Origin of the sequence: Cellulomonas carbonis, from assembly GCF_014636275.1 — a bacterium.
Classification (GTDB): domain Bacteria; phylum Actinomycetota; class Actinomycetes; order Actinomycetales; family Cellulomonadaceae; genus Actinotalea; species Actinotalea carbonis.
Genome location: NZ_BMEB01000001.1, coordinates 87,337 through 109,542, shown reverse-complemented (window position 1 = coordinate 109,542; position 22,206 = coordinate 87,337). Strand labels below are relative to the sequence as shown.

At 75.6% G+C, this 22,206-nt stretch carries 14 protein-coding genes; 6 read left to right on the top strand and 8 right to left on the bottom strand.

Going from position 1 to position 22,206, the window contains the following annotated elements:
- Nucleotides 1-14 precede the first annotated feature (14 nt).
- From IEV86_RS00470 to IEV86_RS00460, 3 genes are all read left to right on the top strand, one after another.
- Entirely contained in the window at nt 15-1,667 is a 1,653-nt protein-coding gene (locus IEV86_RS00470) for a hypothetical protein (RefSeq protein ID WP_081978541.1), read from the top strand.
- Between the two features lie 14 nt (nt 1,668-1,681).
- Entirely contained in the window at nt 1,682-3,637 is a 1,956-nt protein-coding gene (locus IEV86_RS00465) for a phospholipase D-like domain-containing protein (RefSeq protein ID WP_052425954.1), read from the top strand.
- An 81-nt stretch (nt 3,638-3,718) separates the two neighbouring features.
- The gene (locus tag IEV86_RS00460; protein ID WP_052425955.1) at nt 3,719-5,233 is read left to right on the top strand and encodes a peptidoglycan-binding domain-containing protein; all 1,515 of its coding nucleotides are present in this window, start codon (nt 3,719-3,721) and stop codon (nt 5,231-5,233) included.
- A gap of 27 nt (nt 5,234-5,260) precedes the next feature.
- On the opposite strand, the gene IEV86_RS00455 is transcribed toward IEV86_RS00460, so the two are convergent.
- From IEV86_RS00455 to IEV86_RS00445, 3 genes are read right to left on the bottom strand one after another with little or no spacing between them, the layout of a single operon-like run.
- Complete coding sequence (locus IEV86_RS00455) at nt 5,261-6,964, bottom strand: ABC transporter permease (RefSeq protein ID WP_052425956.1); 1,704 nt, start codon at nt 6,962-6,964, stop codon at nt 5,261-5,263.
- Nucleotides 6,961-7,869: an ABC transporter ATP-binding protein gene (locus IEV86_RS00450; RefSeq protein ID WP_043603848.1), complete on the bottom strand. Its 909-nt coding sequence runs from the start codon at nt 7,867-7,869 to the stop codon at nt 6,961-6,963. The genes IEV86_RS00455 and IEV86_RS00450 overlap by 4 nt, the downstream gene beginning before the upstream one ends.
- 3 nt (nt 7,870-7,872) lie before the next feature.
- On the bottom strand, nt 7,873-10,719 hold the full coding sequence (locus tag IEV86_RS00445) for a cation-translocating P-type ATPase (protein WP_081978543.1): 2,847 nt from the start codon (nt 10,717-10,719) through the stop codon (nt 7,873-7,875).
- A gap of 223 nt (nt 10,720-10,942) precedes the next feature.
- Between IEV86_RS00445 and IEV86_RS00440 the strand changes: the two genes are divergently transcribed.
- Nucleotides 10,943-13,822 (top strand): EAL domain-containing protein, encoded by a 2,880-nt coding sequence (locus IEV86_RS00440; protein WP_052425957.1) that lies wholly within the window; start codon nt 10,943-10,945, stop codon nt 13,820-13,822.
- A 6-nt stretch (nt 13,823-13,828) separates the two neighbouring features.
- Here the strand turns inward: IEV86_RS00440 and IEV86_RS00435 are convergent, their stop codons facing one another.
- A complete protein-coding gene (locus IEV86_RS00435) occupies nt 13,829-15,409 on the bottom strand; it encodes a sensor domain-containing phosphodiesterase (RefSeq protein ID WP_052425958.1) in 1,581 nt (526 codons plus the stop codon).
- Nucleotides 15,410-15,499: 90 nt separating this feature from the next.
- Here IEV86_RS00435 and IEV86_RS00430 point away from each other — a divergent pair, with 90 nt between their 5' ends.
- Complete coding sequence (locus IEV86_RS00430) at nt 15,500-16,270, top strand: DUF554 domain-containing protein (RefSeq protein ID WP_043603851.1); 771 nt, start codon at nt 15,500-15,502, stop codon at nt 16,268-16,270.
- Between the two features lie 30 nt (nt 16,271-16,300).
- Here the strand turns inward: IEV86_RS00430 and IEV86_RS00425 are convergent, their stop codons facing one another.
- Nucleotides 16,301-17,170, bottom strand: a complete 870-nt coding sequence (locus IEV86_RS00425; RefSeq protein ID WP_043603854.1) for a Cof-type HAD-IIB family hydrolase — start codon at nt 17,168-17,170, stop codon at nt 16,301-16,303.
- A gap of 191 nt (nt 17,171-17,361) precedes the next feature.
- Here IEV86_RS00425 and IEV86_RS00420 point away from each other — a divergent pair, with 191 nt between their 5' ends.
- Nucleotides 17,362-17,793 (top strand): hypothetical protein, encoded by a 432-nt coding sequence (locus IEV86_RS00420; protein WP_043603857.1) that lies wholly within the window; start codon nt 17,362-17,364, stop codon nt 17,791-17,793.
- A 124-nt stretch (nt 17,794-17,917) separates the two neighbouring features.
- Here IEV86_RS00420 and ddaH read toward each other — a convergent pair whose 3' ends face one another.
- The 3 genes from ddaH to IEV86_RS00405 are packed head-to-tail and all read right to left on the bottom strand — an operon-like array spanning nt 17,918 to nt 22,147.
- Nucleotides 17,918-18,703 (bottom strand): dimethylargininase, encoded by a 786-nt coding sequence (gene ddaH, locus IEV86_RS00415; protein ID WP_043603860.1) that lies wholly within the window; start codon nt 18,701-18,703, stop codon nt 17,918-17,920.
- Between the two features lie 27 nt (nt 18,704-18,730).
- Entirely contained in the window at nt 18,731-20,773 is a 2,043-nt protein-coding gene (gene dnaG / locus IEV86_RS00410; protein ID WP_043603863.1) for a DNA primase, read from the bottom strand.
- Between the two features lie 39 nt (nt 20,774-20,812).
- On the bottom strand, nt 20,813-22,147 hold the full coding sequence (locus IEV86_RS00405; protein WP_081978545.1) for a deoxyguanosinetriphosphate triphosphohydrolase: 1,335 nt from the start codon (nt 22,145-22,147) through the stop codon (nt 20,813-20,815).
- Nucleotides 22,148-22,206 lie beyond the last annotated feature (59 nt).

Sequence of the window (22,206 nt, the reverse complement as noted above, 5' to 3'; positions counted from 1 at the left end):
GCGAGGAGGTCACGATGGAGCAGCAGGCCGGGTGGCGCGTGTGCCGACGCTGCCAAGGGCTCATCAGCACGCGCGTGCCGCCCGGCGGGTGCCTCGACCAGGACATGCACGACTTCACGTTCGGCGCCGACTACCGCGTCCACGTCACGGGTGCGCAGGCGCCGGACCTCCAGCCCGGGTGGAGCGCGTGCACGAGGTGCGCGCGCCTCGTCTTCACGGGCGCCCCCGGCGTGTGCCACGACGGGGCCCCCCACGAGCACGCGCCCTTCACCGCGCTCAGCGTCCGCTTCGGCACCGCCGCCGACGACGAGGAGGCGGGCTGGCGCTGGTGCAGCCGCTGCCAGTGCCTCAACGACACGGCCGTCGGGTCCCGGCGGTGCTTCGCGGGCGGCGACCACGACCTGTCCGCCGGCCACGCCTACTCCGTGCCCGTCGTCCGGGCCGGCGTCCAGACGTGGTGGGCGTGGTGCTCGGAGTGCCAGGGCGTGGTCATCACGTTCGGCGCGGGCGTGTGCCACGACGGCGAGCAGCACCGCCTGACCGGGGTCGAGCTCTACGCCGTGCCGTTCGGCGCGGGGTCGCCCGGATCGGAGGGTGGCTGGCAGGCCTGCACGGGGTGCGGCCTGCTCTCCCAGGTCGAGGCGGCCGACGCCGCTGCAGGGCCGTGCGCGGCGGGCGGCCCGCACGCGCTCACGGGCGCCCTGGCCTACCGCGTCGGCACCGGGCCGGCGCCGCCCGGTGCGCAGGGCGGCTGGCAGGCGTGCGTCGCGTGCCGGGTGCTCGTCTTCACCGGGTTCGACCCGGGGCCGTGCGTCGCGGGTGGGACGCACCAGCCGGACGAGCTCGAGCGTCACCTGCACCTCAGCTCGGTCCTCGCGGGCGAGCCGGGCTGGCGACGCTGCGGCGCGTGCCACGTGCTGACGTCGCTGTGGCTCGGCGAGGGACCGTGCGCGGTGGCCGGTACGCACGACCTCACGGCGAGCGCCGCCTACGCGGTGCCCCAGTTCGGGGCGCCCGAGGGCGGCGAGACCGGGTGGCGCTGGTGCCGCAGGTGCCAGGCCCTCGTCCAGGGCCACGAGCCCGGGCTGTGCGTCGGGACGGCGCCGCACCTGACCGTCGACAGCGAGCTGTACGGCGTCCACCAGAGCGCCCCGCCCGAGCGCGCCGAACGGGGCTGGGCGATGTGCCGCAGGTGCCGCTCGCTCGTCCGGCCCCCGGGCGAGGGAGAGCCGGGAGGGACCGGCCTGTGCCCCGACGGCGGCGCGCACGACCTCACGGCGAGCGCCGCGTACGCCGTCGAGGTGCTCCCCGGGCCGGCAGTCGAGGAGACCCCGACGGGGCCGCGGCTCGGGCTCACCGAACGCGCCGACGGCGTCGTCGTCGAGGGCCGGGGCTTCCCGTCCGCCGCCGCGGTCGAGCTCACGGTGGTCGCCGAGGCCGACGTGACGACGGCGACGACCACCGCGGACGCCGACGGCGCCTTCACGCACACGTTCGTCCCGGTCGTGCCCGACCCCGCCGGGGCGACCCTGCTCGTGCGCGCCGACGACGGCTCGGTCGCGTCCGGACGCCTCACCGCCTTCGTGCCCGGCACGCCCGCACCGCCCGGTGCGGCGCACCCCGTTCCCGACCCCGTTCCCGATCCCGTTCCCGGCCCCGCCGGCTGACCCAGGAGGACCTCGTGCTCGTCTCCCAGCTGTTCGCCGGCGACCCCGTCCTCGAGGCCGTCGCGGCCGACACCGACCGGATCTCCCGCACGCGCCACCGGAAGGCCCCGGCGGTCGGCAAGCTCCAGCAGGCGCTGCTCCTGCACGACCCGGCCTGCCTGCCCCGGTTCGGCGCGGACGGCGACTACGGGGACGAGACCGCGGGCGCGGTCCGCCGCTTCAAGATCGACGTGCTGGGCGTGCCGGAGGCCGAGGTCATCGACGACGTCGGGCCCCGCACGGTGCTCGCGCTCGACGCGATCCAGGCCGCAGCGGAGGCACCGCCGCCGCCACCCCCGCCCCCACCTCCGGAGCTGCCCCGCGTCGAGGACTGGCTCCTGGACGAGTCGGTGATGAGCCCGTTCCGGAGCCCGGCGTTCACCTCGGACAACGCGGTCACGTTCGAGGTCGACGGCCAGACGTACATGGGGATCCTCGCCGACCGACTCGACGCGCTCACCGTCGGCGACCAGGTGCTCCTCGCCGGCTGGCGGTTCAGCGCCGAGCAGCGGCTGCGCGCCGAGCCCGGCCCGGGGATCGCCGAGCGCCTCGCCGCCCTGAGCGCGCGCGGCGTCGTCGTCCGTGTGCTCGCCTACGGCTCGGCGTTCTCGACGCTGCCGTTCCGGCGGCCCGCCGTGCCTGCGCTCCCGTCGCGCGACAACGCGGAGTTCCGGTCGGCCGTGCGCACCGGCGGCGGCCACGCCGTCCTCGACGGCCGCGTCCCGCTGTTCGGGTCGCACCACCAGAAGGCCGTCGTCGTGACGAGCGCCGCCGAGGGTCCGTTCGCCTTCGTCGGCGGCATCGACCTGTGCCTGGACCGCATGGACAACGCCGCGCACGTCGACCCGCCGTTCCGGCAGCGCGAACCCGAGGTCGCGGGCGTCACGATCACGCTCCCCGGCTGGCACGACGTCCAGTCCCGGGTCCAGGGGCCGGCCGTGGGCCAGGTGTGGCATGCGCTGGTCCAGCGCTGGAACGACCCGACCACGCCGAGCGTGCACGACCCGGTCCCGGTCCCCGTCGACCCGTCGGAGGCGCCCGGCCCGCCGGTCACGGGCGGCACGGCCGCCGTCCAGGTGCTGCGGACGCTCGCGTGCCGCGGCATCTACTCGTTCCTGCCCGGCGGCGAGCACACCGTCCTGGCGGCCTACCGCAAGGCGATCGCCGCGGCCCGGCACGTCGTCTACGTCGAGGACCAGTACCTGTGGCCCTCGGAGGTCGTCGACGACCTGCGCGACGCCGCCGCGCGCGGCGTGCACGTCGTGCTCCTGACGAGCCGGGACTACGACATCCCGGGGCTGTCGGCCGTCCACCAGCACATGCGCGCCGAGACGGTGCGCCGCATCGCCTCGGTCGCACCGGGCAACGTGCACGTCTTCCACCTGGAACGCGCCGGGACGTCCCTGCAGATCTACGTCCACTCCAAGCTCATGGTGGTCGACGACCTGTACGCGGCCGTGGGCTCCGCCAACCTCAACTTCCGGTCGCAGACCACGGACTCGGAGCTCCACCTGGGGGTCTTCGACCGCGAGCTGAGGCCTGGGACGATGGCCGGCGCCCCCGTGCACGTCGGTGCCGGCGTCGCGGACCTGCGCATGCAGCTGTGGGGCGAGCACCTCAACGTCGACCCGGACTCCCTCGCCGACCCGGTCCAGGCGCTCGCCGCGTTCCCGCAGGCACCGGGCGAGCGGAGGGGTCACGTCGTCCGCCCGGCCGACCCGGCGTCGGCACCACCCGCCGACTTCGGGGCGGCGCTGCGCGAGATCCTGCGGGTGGTCGGCATGACCGAGGCGTCGCACGTGCTCGCGACCGCGCTGCTCGGCCCGTTCGCACCGCCCGTCCTGCCGGTCGACCTGTCGAGCCTCGCGGCGCTCGTGCCGGACCCCGAGCGGCTCGTGCGGGACTTCCTCAACCCCCGGACGACCTGCTGACCCGGCCACGGGACGGCGCCCGGCCGCCTCCGGGACCGCCCGCGCACCCGCAGTCCCGCCCACCCCGCCCGAGGAGACGCCATGGCCCTGCAGTCCGTCCGGTTCGCCGGGGTGCCCGAGCTCGAGGCGTGCGCGGTCGACCACGCCGCCCACCTCCTCCACGGTCACAACGGCCACCACGTCGCCCTGGTCCAGGAGGCCCTGGTCGACCTCGGGGAGGATCTCGGCGCGGGCGGCGCCGACGGCGTCTACGGGGACGACACGTCCCGCGCCGTCACGTCGTACAAGACCGCACGCGGGATCCTCAACGCGTCCGGTGCGATCGACGCGGTGGTCGGGAAGCTGACCATCGCCGCGCTCGACGACGAGATCGCCGCGCACGACGCGACGCTGCCCGTGCACGACGGGTCGACGTCGCCGCCGGTCGACGGGGAGGTCGACCTGGCCGGTGTCCCCGAGCCCGCGGTCAACGCGCTGCTCGGCCGCGTCGCCGCGGGCACCGTCGTCGAGGTGGACGCCGAGGGCGTCACGTCGACGCGGCTGGGCACGGCGGCCGACGCCGGGACGACCGAGCTGCTGGTCGGCGTCGCGCGTGCGGTCGCGGGTGCGCTCGGTGCCGACCCGGAGCCGTCCCGCTCGGCGCTCGTCGGGATCCTCCCCCAGGTCGCCGGGTCCGGCGTCGCGGCGTTCCCCGACGTCGTCGGGACGGTCCTGGCCCGGCTGCCCCTGCTCGCGGTCATGCCTGTCGGCGCGAGCCTGCTGGGCGACCTCCTCGCGCAGGTGTCGTCGCCGCACGTCCCCGCGCGCGACCTCACCAAGCCGCAGGCGCTCGCGATCGCCGCGGCCGCGCACGCCGCCGGCGTCATCACCATGACGCCGGCGCCGGTGCTCGACGCGGCGGGGGCCGTGGTCTCACCCGTCGCGACCGAGCCCGTGAGCATCGGGAGCACGATCGGCCCCGTGACGTTCCGGACCGTCGCCTTCGGGGACCGGAGCAGGCCACCCGGGACGCCGATGGGGTACGACCCCGTCACGACGAGCCTGCTGGCGCTGGACGTCCGGCACCTCGTCGGTCTCCTGCGGCTCGCCGACCACCTCCACCGCAGCGGCGGCGTCACGGAGATCCACCACGTCGGGATCAGCGGTGCGCGCGACCCGCGCGGCGACTGCCACCGTCAGGGGCGGGCGATCGACCTGGTCGGCCTGCGCGGGGTCGCCGCCGACACGCCCTACACGCTCACGATCCTCAACGACTGGGGCCGCCGGTCGGTCCCGAACCTCGCGCACCCGACCAGGCCGCGGCTGCCCGACTGGCCGCCGGGCAGCCGCACGCTCGAGTACCGGCTCACCTCGCTCCCGGACGCCGACGGCTTCGCACGGAGGGTGTTCGCCGAGCTCTACGCCTTCTTCACGGCCGAGTACCAGGACCGCACCGCGGGTCCGGGCCAGACCGAGCCGGCGTCCGTGATCGGCACCTCGTCGTTCGTCATGCACCCGGACCACCCCACGTCCGCGCCAGGCACCAAGCACGGCCGCGAGGCGCACGCCAACCACTACCACGCGCAGATCGGGCCGACCGGGAAGCAGGCCCCGTGACGCCCGCACCGTGACCGGCCCGCGGACTCACACCACGACGCGGTGCCGCCTCCTCGCCCGGGACGGCGCGGGACGACGCGGTCCGACGGGACCGTGCCGCCGGGCGGCCTCCGCCCGCTCGAACCGCCACGCGACCACCGCGGCCCCCGCGACGGTCCACGCGGCGATCACGAGCAGGTGCTCCGCCGGCACGGCGTCGCCGACGACCGCGGTCGTCGTCGCGTTCGCGGCGTGCCGCAGCGGGAAGACCCACGAGAGCGCGTCGAGCCAGGGCGGGAAGGTCGCACCCCGGACGAAGACGTCCGACACGAAGCACAGCGGCAGCAGCGAGCCGAGGGTGACCCCGACGACCGACTCGCCCGACCGCACGAGCGCGACGACCGCGAGACCGAGCGTCGCGAAGCACACCGCCGAGAGCGTCACGACGCCCGCCGCCGCCGACCACCCCGGCGGGACGCCGGTCCCGAACACGACCGCGCTGACGCCGAGCACCAGGGCGGTCGTCCACAGGGCGATCGCGACCGCGCCCGCGACCCGTCCGGCGAGGAGCGCGCCGAGCGGCAGCGGGGTCCCGCGCAGGCGCTTCAGGACCCCGCGCGCCCGGGCCTCCGCGAGCGACTCGGGCATGTTGACGTACGCCGTCACCGCCGCTCCGTAGACCGCCATCGTGGCCGCGAACCAGGTGCCGAGCAGGGCGCCGTCCTCGAGCTCGACGTCGCCGCCCCCGTTGACCAGCGGGATCACCACCGCGAGCACCACGGGGAACGCGACCGCGAAGAACGTCGACGACGGGTCCCGCCACAGGGCCCGCTGGGTGTGACCGACCTCGTCGAGCACGAGCCGGCCGACGGTCGGGCGGGTCGTACGACGCGGGCGCGCGTCGGCGGCGCGCGGGTCCCGTCCGCGCACGCCCGCGGCCCGCCCGCCCCGGGTCGCCCGCGTGGCCCGGGTGGTCCGCGTGGCACCGTCGGCGGTCCGGCGCAGGCCCCATGCCCCCAGGAGCGCACCGGCCACCCCCCACGTGGCGAGCGCCGCCAGTCGGTCGGGCTGGAAGCCCGAGCCGGTCAGGAACGGGTCGAACGCGTCGCCGAGCACGACGACGAGGTGCTCGAGCGGGAACAGCGAGCCGACGGTCGACATCCACGCGGGCGTCTGCGCGCCGAACGTGAAGACCCCTGAGAAGAACGACAGGACGACGACCAGGCCGTTGGTGACCGCGAGCGTGGTCTGCGGCGTGGGCAGCACGGTCGCGAGCGCGAGCCCGAGCGCGCTGAAGGTGACCGAGCCGAGCACGATCGTCACGAGGACCGCCGCGACCGACCGGGTCTGGACCTCGATCCCGAACGCCGCGACGCCGACGCCCACGACGAGCGCGGTCGCGATCAGCCCGAGCAGCAGCGCCGCCCCGATGCGTCCGCCGAGCAGCGCCCACCGCGGCAGCGGCGTGCCGCCGAGACGCTTGAGGACCCCGGTCGCCCGCGCCTCGGAGAACCCGTACGCGAGGAACGAGAACGTCGCCATGACGACGCCGAACGCGGCGAAGCCCGGGGCGACGAGCTGCGCCACGCGCACGCCCCCGCTCCCGGCGACCTCGACGTCCCCCACGAGCGCCGCGATGAGGACGAAGAACAGCAGCGGGAAGCCGACGCTCAGGATCAGCGTGACGGGCGACCGCACGAGGGCGACGAGCTCGTGACGGACCTGACGCGCGAGCAGTGCGCCGCCGCTCACGGCCCCGTCGCCTCCTCGACGAGGTCGAGGTAGACGTCCTCGAGGGTCGGACGCGCGACGGTCAGGGCCTCGAGCTCGCTCCCGCGCGCGACCGCCCACGCCGCGAGCGCGGCGACGTCGGCCGTGGCGGTCCGGGTCCGTACCTCGACGACCGCACCCGAGACGCGGACGCCGTCGCCGAGCGCGGGCAGGTCGCCCGCCGAGGCGCCGCCGGGAAGGCGGAACGACACGACGGTCGCGAGGCCCGCCGCGGCGGCGAGCTGCTCGGGTGTGCCCGTCGCGACGACGCGCCCGCGGTCGACGACGACGAGCCGGTCCGCGAGGTGCTCGGCCTCGTCGAGGTAGTGCGTCGTGAGCAGGATCGTGGCACCGAGCCCCCTCAGCGCGTCGACGAGGTCCCACGCACGGCGGCGCGCCGACGGGTCGAACCCCGTCGTGGGCTCGTCCAGGAAGAGCATCTCGGGGTTGCCCACGATCCCCAGGCCGAGGTCGAGGCGCCGACGCTGGCCGCCCGAGAGCGTGCGCACACGCGCGTCGGCCTTGTCCTCGAGACCCACGAGCGCGAGCACGTCGTCGACGGCGCGCGGCGCCGGGTAGTAGCCGGCGTGCAGGCGGACCAGCTCGCGGGGCGTGAACAGCTCCTCGAACCCGGCCTCCTGCAGCACGACGCCGATGCGCTCACGGAAGGCCCGTCCGCCCGTGCGCGGGTCGTGGCCGAGCACCCGCACCTCGCCCGCGTCGGGGGTGCGGTGACCCTCGAGCAGCTCCACCGTCGTGGTCTTCCCGGCTCCGTTGGGCCCGAGGAGGGCGACCACCTCACCCTCGTCGACCGTGAGGTCGACCTCCTCGACGGCGACGACGTCGCCGTAGGTCTTGCGCAGTCCGCGGGCGACGACGGCAGGCATGGCTCAGCTCCTTCGCGGGTCCACCTCCCGGTCTACTCCTCCACGACGACCGGCGGGAGCCCTTCGCACGACGGCCTTCGCCGCCTCCATCACGAGGAAGACGAGGACGGCGGCCCCGGCCGTCAGGACCCAGCCGTGCACGCCGATCGGCGCGGACCCGAACCAGCCGTGCATGAACGGTGCGTACGTGAACACCAGCTGCAGCGCGACGAGGGCACCCGCCGAGACCCACAGCCCCGGGTTGCCGGTGAGGACGCGGACCGTGAAGGCCGACCCGTTCAGCAGGCGGCAGCTGAGCAGGAACGCGAGCTGGCCGAGCGCGAGCATCATGACCGCGGACGTCTGCGCGACGGCGTGGTCGCCCGTGCGCGCGCTCTCGAGGAGGTAGACCAGCAGCGTCGCACCACCGATGACGACCGAGGCGACGAGCACGATCGCGGTCGCGCGCCCCGACAGCACCTGCTCGTCCGGGGACCGCGGCGGCCGCCGCATGATCCCCGGCTCGGCGGGCTCGCCGGCGAGCGTGAGGGACAGCGTGAGCGCCGTGACGAGGTTGATCCAGAGGATCTGCACGGGCGACAGCGGCAGGGTGAGCCCCGCGAGCACCGCGACGAGGACGACGAGCGACTGCGCGCCGTTGGTCGGCAGGAGGAAGACGACGGCCTTGCGGATGTTGTCGTAGATGCGCCTGCCCTCCTCGACCGCCCGCTCGATGGTCGCGAAGTCGTCGTCCGCCAGGACGATGTCGGCCGCCTCCTTGGTCGCCTCGGTGCCCTTGATCCCCATCGCGACGCCGACGTCCGCGCGCGTGATCGACGGCGCGTCGTTCACGCCGTCGCCGGTCATCGCGACCACCTCACCGTGCGACTGCAGCGCGCGGACGATCCGCAGCTTGTGCTCGGGCGAGGTGCGCGCGTAGACGTCGACGTCGCGCACGACCTCGCGCAGCTCGTCGTCGTCCATCGCCTGGAGCTCGGCGCCGGTGAGCGCGCGGACGTCGCCCTCCCCGGGTGCGATGCCGAGCTCGCGCGCGATCGCCGTCGCGGTGCCGCGGTGGTCGCCGGTGATCATCTTGACGCGGATCCCCGCACCGTGGGCCTCGGCGATCGCCGCGGTCGCCTCGGGCCGGGGCGGGTCGACGATGCCCACGACGCCGAGGAACGTGAGGTCGTCGTCGACGTCGTCCAGCGTGATCGTCACGACGCCGTCGGCCGGCCGGACGGCCGCGGCGAGCACGCGCAGCCCACGTGCCGAGAGCGCGTCGACCCGCTCGTCCCACGCCGCCCGGTCCAGGGGGGTGGGCTCGCCGTCGGCCGACCACTCGGTGCGCGCGCGGTCCAGCAGGCGGTCCGGCGCCCCGACGACGTGCACGAGCCGCAGCGCCCCGCCCGACGTGCCTGCCGGCGCACCGTCCCGCCTTCCGCCGGCGGCCCCGCCGAGCGCAGCGGCGGGGACGTCGTCCAGCGTCGCGGCGAACTTGTGGCTCGACTCGAACGGCACCACGTGCACGCGTTCCGCCGCGTCGGGCACGCCGCCCGCCTTGGCAGCGAGGACGACCAGCGCACCCTCGGTCGGCTGCCCCACGACGCGCCACCCGTCGTCGGCCCGCTCGACCCGCGCGTCGTTGCACATGCCGACGGCGAGCACCAGCGCCGCCAGGTCGGGGTGCGCCCGGGGGTCCGCCTCCGTGCCGTCCGCGGCGACGACGCGTCCGGCCGGGTCGTACCCCGTGCCCTCGACCGTGTACGAGCCCGCGGGCGTGACCACGGCACGGGCCGTCATCTCGTTCTGCGTGAGCGTGCCGGTCTTGTCCGAGCAGATCGTCGTCGTCGAGCCGAGGGTCTCGACGGCCTCCATCCTGCGCGTGATCGCCCGACGCCGGGCCATCTGCTGCACGCCGAGCGCGAGCGTGATCGTCACCAGCGCGGGGAGCCCCTCGGGGACGGCGGCGACCGCGAACCCGATGGCCGCCGAGATGAGCGCGTCGACGTCGAGCCCGTGCACGAGGCGACCGACCAGCAGCATGACGACGGCGAGGACGGCGATGAGCACCGAGAGCTGCTTGCCGAGGTGGTCGAGCTGGCGCGCCAGCGGCGTGTCCGTGGTGGTCTGCTCGCTCACGAGGGTCGAGATGCGGCCGATCTCCGTGTCCCGGCCGGTCGCGACGACGACCCCCTCGCCGTTCCCGGCGGTCACGATCGTGCCCGAGAACAGCATCGGCGTGCGGTCGCCCACGCCGGCGTCGGCGTCGACCGGGTCGGCCGACTTCTCCGCGGGCACCGACTCGCCGGTCAGGGCCGACTCGTCGACCTGGAGCTGGGCCGAGGTGAGCAGCCGGACGTCGGCCGGCACCCGGTCCCCGCTGCGCACACGGACGACGTCACCGACGACGAGGGTCGCCGAGTCGACGACGCCCCAGTCGCCGTCGCGGCGCACCTGCGCGTCGAGCGACTGCATCCTGCGCAGACCCGCGAGGGCGGACGCGGCGCGACCCTCCTGCACGAAGCCGATGAGTCCCGTCGCGACGATGACGACGACGATCACGACGAGGTCGACCCAGTCGCGCGTGAACGCCTTGAGCGCCGCGGCGACGACCAGGATGTAGATGAGGACGTCGGCGTACTGGCTCAGCAGGCGCCGGACCGCCGACGGCCGTGGCGGCTCGGGCAGGGCGTTGCGGCCGTCGCGGACGAGCCGCTCCTGCGCCTCGCGTGCGCCGAGGCCCTCCCTGCTCCCGGCGACCTCGCGCACGACGTCCTCGGGCGGGAGCGACCAGGGCGCGACGAGCGCGTGGCCGACCCCCCGCGTGCTGGGACGGGTGTCCGGCTGGTCGGCTCCGGCGGTCGTCATGCGGCGTGCTCCTCGGCTCCGGCGGGCCCGCTCGGGTGCGGACGGGTGCGTTCGGGTGCGGGTCGGCGCCGGTCGGCGTCGCCGGGACCCGCTGCCAGGATCCCGCGCCGCCGCGGTGCGCGGGGCGGGCTTCGCGCCGACGTCGTCGTCTCCGGACCAACGCGCCGGCCGACCGGGCGGTTCCCCTGCTGGCGGTGGCCCCCGCGACACGTCACAGTGGCTCATGGCCTCCCCCGGGCGGGGCGATCTCGAGCGATTCTTCGCCCTCTCGCTCGACCTGCTCTGCGTCGTCGACGCCGCGGGCCGCTTCGTGCACCTCAACGAGGCGTGGGCCACGACCCTCGACCGTCCCGTCCCGACCCTCGTGGGGCGACGCGTCCTGGACCTGGTGCACCCCGACGACGTCGACGCGACGCGCGACGTGCTCGCCGGGATGGCCGCGGGCGAGCGGTTCGCCGGCTTCGAGAACCGGTACCAGGACGCGAGAGGAGGCTGGCGGGACCTCGTGTGGAGCGCGTGGGCCGACCCCTCGACGGGCCTGTGCTACGGGATCGCCCGCGACGTGACCGAGGCACGGCGCCGCGAGGGCGAGCGACGCGAGGTGCACGACGCCGTCCTCGCGGTCTCCTCGGCGGGCACGTACGCGGCGACCGTCTCGGCCGTCGCCGAGCAGGTCCGCCGCGTCACCCGCGCGCTCGGGGTCGTGGCCTCCGCGGCGCCACCCACCGTCGTGGGGTGGGCCGGGACCGACGTCCGCCCGTACCGGGCGACCGCCGGCGCACCCGACGTGACCGTGCCGCCGGTCGACCTCCCGCTCCTGGGCCGCGACCGGCAGCCGCTCGGGAGGGTCGCGGTGTGGCTCCCGACCGGGCTCGACGACGCCGAGCGCGCCCGGCGCGTCGTGCTGCTCCACGAGGTCGCGGGCGCGGCGGCCCTCATCCTCGAGCGGTCGCGCGCCGAGCTGTCGGCGGAGCTCGCGGCGGCACGGACCCGGGAGCTGCTCGACAGCGCGTCCGACGCGTTCTACGCGCTCGACCGCCACTGGCGCTTCACGTTCGTCAACCCCGCGGCCGAGCGGCTCCTGCGCCGCCCGGCGGGCGAGCTCCTCGGCGCGTCGATCTGGGACGAGTTCCCCGAGACCGTCGGCTCGTCGTTCGAGCGCGGCTACCGCGAGGCGGTCGCGACGGGGCGCCCCGTCGCGTTCATCGAGTACTACGCGCCGCTCGAGGGGTGGTTCGACGTGCGCGCGCGCCCCTCGGGGAACGGCCTGTCGGTCTACTTCCTCGACGTCACGGCGTCGCACACCGCTGCGCGTGCGCTCGAGCGGCGTGCGGACCAGCAGCGTGCCGTGGCCGAGCTCGGCCGGGAGGCCGTGACGGCGACCGACCCGCGCACACTGACGACCGCGACCGTCGAGCAGGTCCGCCGCGTGCTCCGACCGCCGCTGGCCGGCGTGGTGAGGCTCGACGGCGCACGGGTCCTGCTCGACGCGGCAGCCGGCCCGCTCGCCGAGGGGCTCCCGCCCGCCCTCGACCTCGACGGCGTCCGGGGCACGGCGCTCTTCGGGGCTCTGACCAGCGGCGTCGCGACCGCCGTCGCCCGCATCCCGGGCCCGGACGACGTCCAGCGCGGCCCCGTCCTGCCGCTGGGCCTGCGCAGCGACGCCGCCGTACCCGTGATCGTCGGCGGCCTGGTCCACGGCGCGGTCTTCGTCGCGGCGACCGACGACGACGCGTTCCCGACCGACGACGTCGTGTTCCTGCAGCAGCTCGCGCACGTGCTCGGTGCCGCCGTCGAGCGCCACGACGCCGAGGAGCGACTGCGCGAGCTGGCCGAGCACGACGCGCTCACGCGCCTGCCGAACCGGGTGGTCCTCCGGCGCGAGGTCGACGCTGCCATCGCGACGGCGCTCGAGGACGGCTCCTCGACGGCGCTCCTGCTGCTGGACCTGGATGGGTTCAAGGACGTCAACGACTCGCTCGGTCACCACGCCGGCGACCTGCTGCTCGAGGTGCTCGGCGGCCGGCTGCACGTCGTCGTCGGCGACGCCGGGACGGTCGGGCGGCTCGGCGGCGACGAGTTCGCGGTGTGCCTGCCGGGCCCGCTCGCCGACGACGCGCTCACGATCGTGGCCGAGTCGCTCCTCGCGGCCGTCGAGGAGCCGGTGCGGCTCGACGGCCTCGACATCACGCTGTCCGCGTCGATGGGCGCCGCGGTGGCGCCCGCGCACGGGACGGACGCCTCGACGCTCCTGCGCCACGCCGACGTCGCGATGTACCGGGCCAAGCGGACGTCCGGCGGCCACTGGGTCGTGTACGACCCGACGGTCGACGCCGCGCCCGCCGAGCGGCTCACGCTCATCACCGAGCTGCGCGCCGGCATCCGCAACGGCGAGCTCGAGGTGCACTACCAGCCCGTCGTCGACATGGCGTCGGGCGCCCCCGTCTCGCTCGAGGCCCTCGTGCGGTGGCGGCACCCCGCGCGCGGCCTCGTGCCGCCCGACCAGTTCGTCCCGCTCGCCGAGCAGACGGGGCTCATCGGCGAGCTGACGCTGTGCGTCGTCCGCCACGCGACCGCGCTCGCGGAGCGGCTGCGCGCCCTCGGCGTCGCGCTCCCGATCGCCGTCAACGTGAGCGTCGCGAGCCTCACCGACCGCGAGTCGGCGGAGACCCTCGTCGACGAGCTCGCGCGCGCGGCGGGCGTCCTGTCCGTCGAGGTGACCGAGTCGGCCCTCGTGGAGCGGCGCGCCCGGGCCGTGCTCCAGCGGCTCGCGTCGGCCGGGGTCACGTGCGCCGTCGACGACTTCGGCACCGGCTACTCGGCGCTCGCGTACCTGCGCTCGCTCCCCGTGAGCACGCTGAAGATCGACCGCGCGTTCGTCGCCGAGGTCGAGGACGGCGACGTCGACCTCGCGATCATCCGGTCCGTCGTCGACCTCGCGGGGTCGCTCGGCCTGGACGTGATCGCCGAGGGCGTCGAGTCCCAGCCGGTCGCGGTCCGGCTCGCCGAGGTCGGCGTCCACCACGCCCAGGGCTTCCACTACGCCCCGCCCGTCGACGGCGAGCACCTCGTCGACTGGCTGACGGCGCGCGCAGCGGGCTGAGGCGTCCTAGCCCTCGCCGACGTCGGGCAGGACGTGCGCGAGGAGGTACGGCGGCGTGCCGTCGCGTCCCTCGACGAGCGCCGCGCGGACCCGCGCGGGCACGGGCCGGCCCGTCGCGTGGCGGTAGCGCTTGCGCACGTCGTGCACGTCGACCTCGCCGCGACGGACCTGCGCGAGGTTCGTCCGGTCGGCCTCGAGGTCCTCGTCGACGGTGAGCTCCGCGACCGTCCGTCGCATGACGTCGTCCGGGGAGAGCCCGAGCATCGCCGCGAACGCGGTGTTGACGCGCAGGAACGCGCCGTCGAGGGTCGTCATCGCCATGCCGATCGGGGCCTCGTCGAACGCGCGACGGAACCGCTGCTCGCTCTCCGCGAGCTCGAGCTCGGCGCTCACGACGGCGGTGACGTCACGTGCGACGCCGAGCGCCTCGCGCGGGCGTCCGTCGTCGTCGCGGAGGACGCGCGTCGTCACGTCGAGCCACCGCCGCACGCCCCGGACCGCGCGCCGCGCGACGTGCCGGCGCGTGCCCTCCGCCGGCACCGAGCCGCCGTCCCCGGTCTCCGGCCCAGCGCCCGAGGGACCGTCCGCGGGGGCGAGGTGGTCCTCGAGGCGCGTGCCGAGCAGGTCGCCGGGCGCGGTGCCCAGGAGCTGCACGGCCGCGGCGGACGCGAACGCGATCCGGCCGTCCGCGCGCGTCACGAGCAGCAGCTCCTCGCTCCCGGCGAGCGGCAGCGACGCGTCGTGGTCGGCGATCGGCCGGGTCACGAGCGGCGTCCCGCGGACGGCGTCCGCGAGCCGGGGGTCGTCCGCGCGGAGGGCTGCGGAGAAGAGCCACCCCTGCGCCCGGTCGCAGCCGAGCGCGACGAGCTGCCGCGCCTGCTCGGTCGTCTCGACACCCTCGGCGCAGACCCGCATCCCCATGGCGTGGGCCGCGTCGACGATGAGCCGCGCGAGCACCGCGTCGCGCGCGTCGGAGGTGATGTGGGCGACGAACGCGCGGTCCATCTTCACGGCGTCGACCGGCAGGTCGCGCAGGACCGTGAGCGAGGAGTAGCCGGTGCCGAAGTCGTCGAGCGCGACCTGCACGCCGAGCTCGCGCAGCACGCCGAGCCGCCGGTCGGTCAGGCACAGGTCCTCGACGGCGGTCGCCTCGGTGATCTCCAGGCACAGCCGTGCGGGCGCCAGACCGGTTCTCGCGAGCGCGTCGGCGACGACGTGCGCGAAGTCGGGATCCGTGAGCTGCAGCGGCGACACGTTGACGTTGACGACGATCGCGTCCGCCCCCGCCCAGGACGCCGCGTCCCGGCACGCCGCGTGCAGCGCACGACGCCCGAGCTCGCCGACGAGCCCCGTCCGCTCGGCGACCGCGACGAACCGGTCGGGCGGCACGGGCCCGAGCTGGTCGTCGTGCCACCGCGCGAGCGCCTCGAGCGCGACCGTGCGCCCGGACGGCAGCTCGACGATCGGCTGGAGGTGGAACTCGACGCGGCCCGCCGCGAGCGCGGCCGCCAGACGGCGCGCGACGTGCTCGTCGGACGTCGCGTCCGGTCGTCCCCCGGCCTCGTGCCGTCCCCCCGCGGACACCATCCCCCCATGCTCCCCCACCGACGGCGTGCCCGCGCCCTCCCGTCCGGATGCGGACGCAGCGGGTCGACCCGCGCCGTTAGGGTTCGGGCCGTGGACGGCACCTTCCCCGGCATCGGCACGGTCATCAACGTCGTCACCGTCGTCGTCGGGGCGCTCGCCGGGATGGCGGTCGGGCACCGCCTGCACGAGCGGACCCGCCACGTCGTCACCGACGTCCTCGGGCTCGTCACGCTGCTCGTCGCGGCGCTGTCGGCCGTCGCCGTGACCGACCGCGCGCTGACCGGGGCGATGCCCTCGGGCGTCCCCGTGCTGGTGGTCCTCGGGGCGCTGCTCGTCGGCGGCATCGTCGGCTCGGCCCTCGGCCTCGAGGAGCGGCTCGCGGGACTCGGCGGGCGCGTCCACACGTGGGCGACGCGCCGCTGGAGCGGTCCGGCCGCGGAGGGGCGCGAGCGCTTCGTCGAGGGCTGGCTCGCGGCGTCGCTGCTGTTCTGCGTGGGGCCGCTCGCGGTGCTCGGCCCGATCTCCGACGGTCTGGGGACCGGCATCGACCAGCTGCTCGTGAAGTCGGTGCTCGACGGGTTCGCGGCGCTCGCCTTCGCGTCGACGTTCGGCGTGGGCGTGCTGATGTCGGCGCTGTCGGTCGCCGTCTACCAGGGCGTCATGACCGCGCTCGGCGTGCTGCTCGGCTCGTTCCTGCCGGACGCGCACGTCGCGGCGCTGACCGCGACGGGCGGCCTGCTCCTGGTCGGGATCGCGCTGCGTCTGCTGCGGGTCCGCGAGGACCTGCCCGTCGCGTCGCTCCTGCCCGCGCTCGTCGTCGCGCCGCTGCTCACCGAGCTCGTCGTCCTGCTCGGCCGCTGACCGCGTGCCCGCGGCGCCCGGCCCGGCGGATCAGACCGGGTCGACGCCGTCGAGCTCGATGCCCAGCAGGGCCGCGACCGTGCGGACCACGCCGTTCTCGGCGTTGGCCGGCGCGACGTAGCGGGCCCGCGCGACGACGTCCGGGTGCGCGTTGGCCATCGCGAACGACAGCTCGGCCGCGTCGAGCATCTCGAGGTCGTTGAGGTAGTCGCCGAACGCCATCGTCTGCGCGGGCGTGATGCCGAACGCCTCCTGGACGCGGCGCACCGCCGCACCCTTGTGCGTGCCGGGGTTCATCACGTCGACCCAGTGCTCCCCCGAGACGACCACCTGGTGCGCCTCGGCGAACCGCGCGAGCGCGGGCGCCGTCGTGCGCGCGGCCGAGCCGAAGTCGAAGACGGCGACCTTGAGCACCTCGTCGTCGACCGCGAGCAGGTCGTCGACGACGGCGAGCAGCGCGTAGTAGCGGTCGGCCTCCGCGCGGAACCGGTCGTCTGTCCGCTCGACGTACGCCGACCGCTTGCCGCACACGACGACGCCCACGTCCGCCCCCGACGCGGTGAGCGCGCGCACCTCGGCGACGATCTCGTGGACCACGCCCCGGTCGAGCGTGTCGGAGCTGACCTCCACGCCGTCGCGGACGACGTACGAGCCGTTCTCGGCGATGTAGAGGAGCCGGGCACCCGCGTCCCCGAACCGCGCGGCGAGGTTCGCGTACTGCCGCCCGCTCGCGGGGCAGAACAGCACGCCGCGACGCTCGAGCTCGGCGAGCAGGGGCCACAGCGCGCGCGGCAGCTCGTGCGCGTCGTCCAGCAGGGTGCCGTCCATGTCGACCGTCACGAGCCGGACGTCGGACGCGACGGCGGGGGCGGGCAGGACCGGGGCGAGGGTGGGCGTCACCCGAGGATCATCCCAGGAGTCGCCGGGAGGACGCCCCGTGACCGCGCGACCGCGCCGTGCGACCCGCCCCTACCGCCCGGACCGGCCGGGTGCCACGATGAGCGGCATCCCCCTCCTGAGCCACGCCGCTCCGGCCGCGTGAACCCCGGTCGACGTCCGCCGGCCGGTCGGCCTTCGTCAATGGAGATGAGATGCCCACCATCCCGGTCGAGACGTACACGCTCGGTGTCGCACGCAACGGCAGCAACCCCTACGCCCACGTGACGATCACGGGGCCGGTCCTCGCGCACGGCATCCAGAACCGCGCGACCCTCTACTTCTTCCCCACGTACGCGCAGCTCGGCGGGTACGCGCTCAACGTCGGGGGCCTGAACTTCGACGGCATCCACGTCATCGGGCTCATCCCGTTCGGCGACTTCGACCGCATGTACGACGTGCTGCGCAACGAGGCGCCCGTGCACGTCTACTACTCGCACGGGTCGAGCTCGACGACCACGAAGCCGCTCACGAACATCGCCATCCAGACGGGTCCCGAGCAGCCGGGCGAAGGCCCTGCGGACGCCGACGCCGTCGACTCGATGATCAGCATGCTCGTGGGCGACCTCAAGGCACCGCTGAGCTGACGCCGGCTCCTCGCGGTCCGCGCACCCGCGGTGCGCGGACCGCGGGGCACCTGTCAGCACCGTCGGCACCGTCAGCACAGCCGGCACGGGCAGCACGGCGGGCCCCGTCAGCGCCGTCGGGCCGTCAGCGGGCCACGAGCTCCCGCACGCGCACCGACAGGCACGTGACGCAGCCCTCGAGCTTCTCGAACTCGCCGATGTCGACCGGGACGGGCGTCCACCCGAGGTCCGCGAGCAGGTCGGCCGTGCGCGGCGCCGCGGCGGACAGGAGCAGCCGCCCGCCGCCCAGGTCGACGACGGCGGCGCCGTGCGGCTCGGGCACGGGTAGGAACCGGTCGAACAGCCGTGGCTCGTCGACGAACGGCTCGTACCCGATCGCGGTCCCGTCGGGCAGCGCCGTGACCGCCGTCTTGAGGTGCAGCACGCGCGTCACGGGCACCGCGACGACCGTCGCACCGAGCGGGGCGAGCACGGCCCGCAGCTGGGCGACGCCCGAGGCGTCGGTGCGGGCGCTGCGACCGACGTAGACGGTGTCGCCGACCTTGAGCACGTCGCCGCCCTCGAGCGTCCCCGGCGCGCGGACCGCCGCCGTCGCGCAGCCGAGGTCCGCGAGCACGCGGGCCGTCGCCTCCTCCTCGCCGCGGCGGCTCGGCCGCGCGGGTCGCGTGACGACGGCGACGCCGCGGAACATCACGACCGTGTCCTCGACGAAGACGCCGTCGGGGTGCGCGTCCGACGCCGGCACCTCGACCGTCTCCCACCCCTCGGCGACGAGCGTGCGCACGTACGCGTGCCACTGCTCGAGCGCGAGCGCGGCGTCGACCGGGACGCGCTCGGAGTTCTCCACGAGGCCCTCGGCGACGCGTGGCGACGGGCGGCGGACGAGGGCGATGCGCGAGGTCGTGGGCACGTGCGCTCCTAGGGTCGGTGTCGGGCCTCAGTCGGTCGTGCGGAGGGCCCTGCGCTGCTGCTCGAGGGCGACGAGCTCGCCGAACGCCGCGCCGTACGCCTCGGCCTCGCGCTCGGGGTCCATGCGCTGCAGGCGGCTCCTGCTGTCGGCGATGCGTCGCGTGAGGCCCAGGTCCAGCAGCGCGTCGACGACGCCCCGGACGTACCCGTCGACGGCGTCGGGCCGGTCCTCGGGCAGCGGCGTCACCGCGAGCTCGGTGACGAGCTCCTGGACGGGCCCCGCCGCCTCCTCGTGCACGCGCTCGACCCACGTCGCGGGACTCTCGCCCACCGCGGACGCGAGGCCGCCGGCCGCGCGGATCGCCTCGTGCACCGCGCGGAACGCGGGGACGCTGAACGTGTCGCCCGGCAGGCCGTCGACCGTCGCGGGGTCGAGCGCGCCCGGGTGCTGCAGGAGCACCTCGAGCGCCGTCCGCTCGAGCTTGGCGACGGGGTCGGCGCGGTCCGGCGCGAGGAGACGACGGCGTTCGCCGCCCGGCTCCCCCGTGGGCCGCTCCCCCGGGCCCGGCATCGTCGGGTGCCGCCGCGGGTCGCCGCCCCCGCCGTGCCCGCCGGCGTGCCCACCGCCGTGCCCACCCGGACGCCCACCGTCAGGGCCACCCGGACGCCCGCCGTCGCGCGCTCCGCGCTCACCACCCGGACCGCCGCCCGAGCGGGCGGCCGCCGTGACGGAGCGCTGGACGACCTCGGCCTCCATCCCGAGCCAGCCCGCGAGCATGCGTGCGTACTCGGGGCGCAGCGCGGTGTCCCGGATCCCGGCGACGACGGGCGCGCACGCCCGCAGCGCGTTGACCCGTCCCTCGGCCGTGTCGAGGTCGAAGCGCCGCAGCGTCGAGCGGATGACGAACTCGAAGAGCGGCTGCCGGCCGCGCACGAGCGCCTGCACGGCCTCGGGGCCGCGCTCCTGACGCAGCTCGCACGGGTCCATCCCGCTCGGCTCGACGGCCACGAACGTCTGCGCGTAGAACCGCTGGTCCTCGCCGAACGCCCGCAGCGCGGCCTTCTGCCCGGCCTCGTCGCCGTCGAACGTGAACACGACCTCGCCGCCGACGGACGCCCCGGACGCGAGCTGCACGCCGCCGCCGGTCGACGTGTCGCCGAGCAGGCGGCGCACGATCCGTGCGTGGTCCGAGCCGAACGCCGTCCCGCACGTCGCGACCGCGGTCGGCACGCCCGACAGGTGCGCGGCCATGACGTCGGTGTAGCCCTCGACGACCACGACCTGCCTGCGGCGCGCGATCTCGCGCTTGGCGAGGTCGATCCCGTAGAGGACCTGCGCCTTCTTGTACAACGCGGTCTCGGGGCTGTTGAGGTACTTGGGCCCCTGGTCGTCCTCGAGCAGGCGGCGCGCACCGAAGCCGACGACGTCCCCCGTGACGTCGCGGATCGGCCACACGAGCCGCCCGCGGAACCGGTCGTAGAGCCCGCGGTTGCCCTGGCTCATGAGCCCCGACGCGGTCAGCTCGGCCTCCGTGAACCCCTTGCCGCGCAGGTACCGCAGCAGGTGGTCCCAGCCCTGGGGCGCGAAGCCGACGCCGAACTGCTCGGCGGCGGACCGGTCGAACCCGCGCTCGGCGAGGAACGCCCGCCCGACCGCCGCGGCGGGTGTGAGCAGCTGCTCGGCGTAGTACGCCGCCGCGTGGCGGTGCGCCTCGAGCAGCCGCTGCCGACGTCCCGGCTCCTCACCGGGGCGTGCCGCGCCGCCCTCCTCGTACCGCAGCTGCATCCCGACGCGGCCCGCGAGGTGCTCGACGGCCTCCGCGAAGGCCATCCCGTCGATCTTCTGCAGGAACGAGATGACGTCGCCGCCCTCGCCGCACCCGAAGCAGTGCCAGAGCCCCACCTGGGGCCGGACGTGGAACGACGGCGAGCGCTCGTCGTGGAACGGGCACAGGCCCTTGAGCGAGCCGACGCCGGCCGGCTTGAGCGTGACGTGCTCGCCGACCACCTCGTCGATGCGCACGCGCTCGCGGACGGCCGCGACGTCGTCACGAACGATCCGGCCTGCCACGGGCGTGAGTCTAGGCGTGCACGGCTCGCCAGGACGCGGTCAGTGGCGCGGCGGGTGCACGAGCCGTGCGTGCCACTCCGCTGCGCTCACGTCGGTCAGGGACGCGACCTGGTCGACGACGACGCGCAGGCGGGCCGCGTCGTCGGCCGCGGCCGCCCAGTCCGCCGCGAAGGTGGGCTCGAGCGACACGGGCGCGCGCCGCCCGACGACGTCCACGAGGTCCGCGATGACCTCGCGCTGGCGCCGGTACAGGGGCTCCTGCTCGCGCGGCGCCATGACGTAGGTGACGGCGAGGCCCTTGAGGACGAGGATCTCGGCGGTCGTGGCGACCGGGACCACGAGCTCGGCGCCGTACCGCACGAGCGGGCCGGGACCGAAGCGCTCGCGCGTCGCCGCGATCGCCGCACCGCAGAACCGCCCGATGAGCTGGCTGGTCATGTCCTTGAGCGCGGCGAGCGCACGACGGGACCCGTCGTAGCCGCGGACCCAGGACGGCCAGGCCGCCAGGCGCGCCATCGCGAGCCGCAGCTCGTCGGCCGGGACCGCGCCGCCGTACCACGCGACGATCTCGCCCAGCACGCGCTCGCGCTCCTGGTGGTCGTCGAGCACCTCGAGCTCGAGCCGCCCGCCGACGACGGCGTCCTCGACGTCGTGCACCGAGTACGACACGTCGTCGGCGAGGTCCATGACCTGCGCCTCGAGGCAGCGGACCCGGCCGGACGACCCCGTGCGCAGCCACGCGAAGACCTCGACGTCGTCGTCGTACACGCCGAACTTGAGGGACCCCGCGCGCGCGCCCGAACGCCGCGCGTCGGCGGCCGACCACGGGTACTTGACCGACGCGTCGAGGCTCGCCCGCGTGAGGTTGAGGCCCGCGGGGCGGCCCGTCGCGCGGTCGACGACCTTCGGCTCGAGCCTGGTCAGCAGGCGCAGGGTCTGTGCGTTGCCCTCGAAGCCGCCGATCCCGGCGGAGACCTCGGCGAGCGCGCGCTCGCCGTTGTGCCCGAACGGAGGGTGGCCGAGGTCGTGCGCGAGGCACGCCGCGTCGACGACGTCCGGGTCGCAGCCGAGCGCCTTGCCCAGCTCGCGCCCGACCTGCGCGACCTCGAGCGTGTGCGTCAGCCGGGTGCGGACGAAGTCGTCGCTCGCGGGCCCGAGCACCTGGGTCTTCGCGCCGAGGCGCCGCAGCGCCGACGAGTGCAGGATGCGCGCGCGGTCGCGCTCGAACGGCGTGCGCTGCGGGTTCTTCGGCTCCTCCGGGAACCAGCGCTCCTGGTCCGCGTCGTCGTAGGTGCCCCGGGCGGCCGCGTGGCCCTCGAGCGCGACGCCCCGGACCGCGCCCCGGAGGGCGCCGGGACCCGTCGAGTCGCTCACGTGATCACCCTAGCCAGGGGCTCCGACGGCGGCACCTGGCTCCGCGGACCGCTTCCGCA

Bases quoted from the DNA above. Each gene is read 5' to 3' on its own strand.
- IEV86_RS00440 (WP_052425957.1), top strand. From the start codon at position 10,943: ATGGCCTCCCCCGGGCGGGGCGATCTCGAGCGATTCTTCGCCCTCTCG.
- IEV86_RS00460 (WP_052425955.1), top strand. From the start codon at position 3,719: ATGGCCCTGCAGTCCGTCCGGTTCGCCGGGGTGCCCGAGCTCGAGGCG.
- IEV86_RS00435 (WP_052425958.1), bottom strand. From the start codon at position 15,409: ATGGTGTCCGCGGGGGGACGGCACGAGGCCGGGGGACGACCGGACGCG.
- IEV86_RS00470 (WP_081978541.1), top strand. From the start codon at position 15: ATGGAGCAGCAGGCCGGGTGGCGCGTGTGCCGACGCTGCCAAGGGCTC.
- IEV86_RS00450 (WP_043603848.1), bottom strand. From the start codon at position 7,869: ATGCCTGCCGTCGTCGCCCGCGGACTGCGCAAGACCTACGGCGACGTC.
- IEV86_RS00445 (WP_081978543.1), bottom strand. From the start codon at position 10,719: ATGACGACCGCCGGAGCCGACCAGCCGGACACCCGTCCCAGCACGCGG.
- IEV86_RS00420 (WP_043603857.1), top strand. From the start codon at position 17,362: ATGCCCACCATCCCGGTCGAGACGTACACGCTCGGTGTCGCACGCAAC.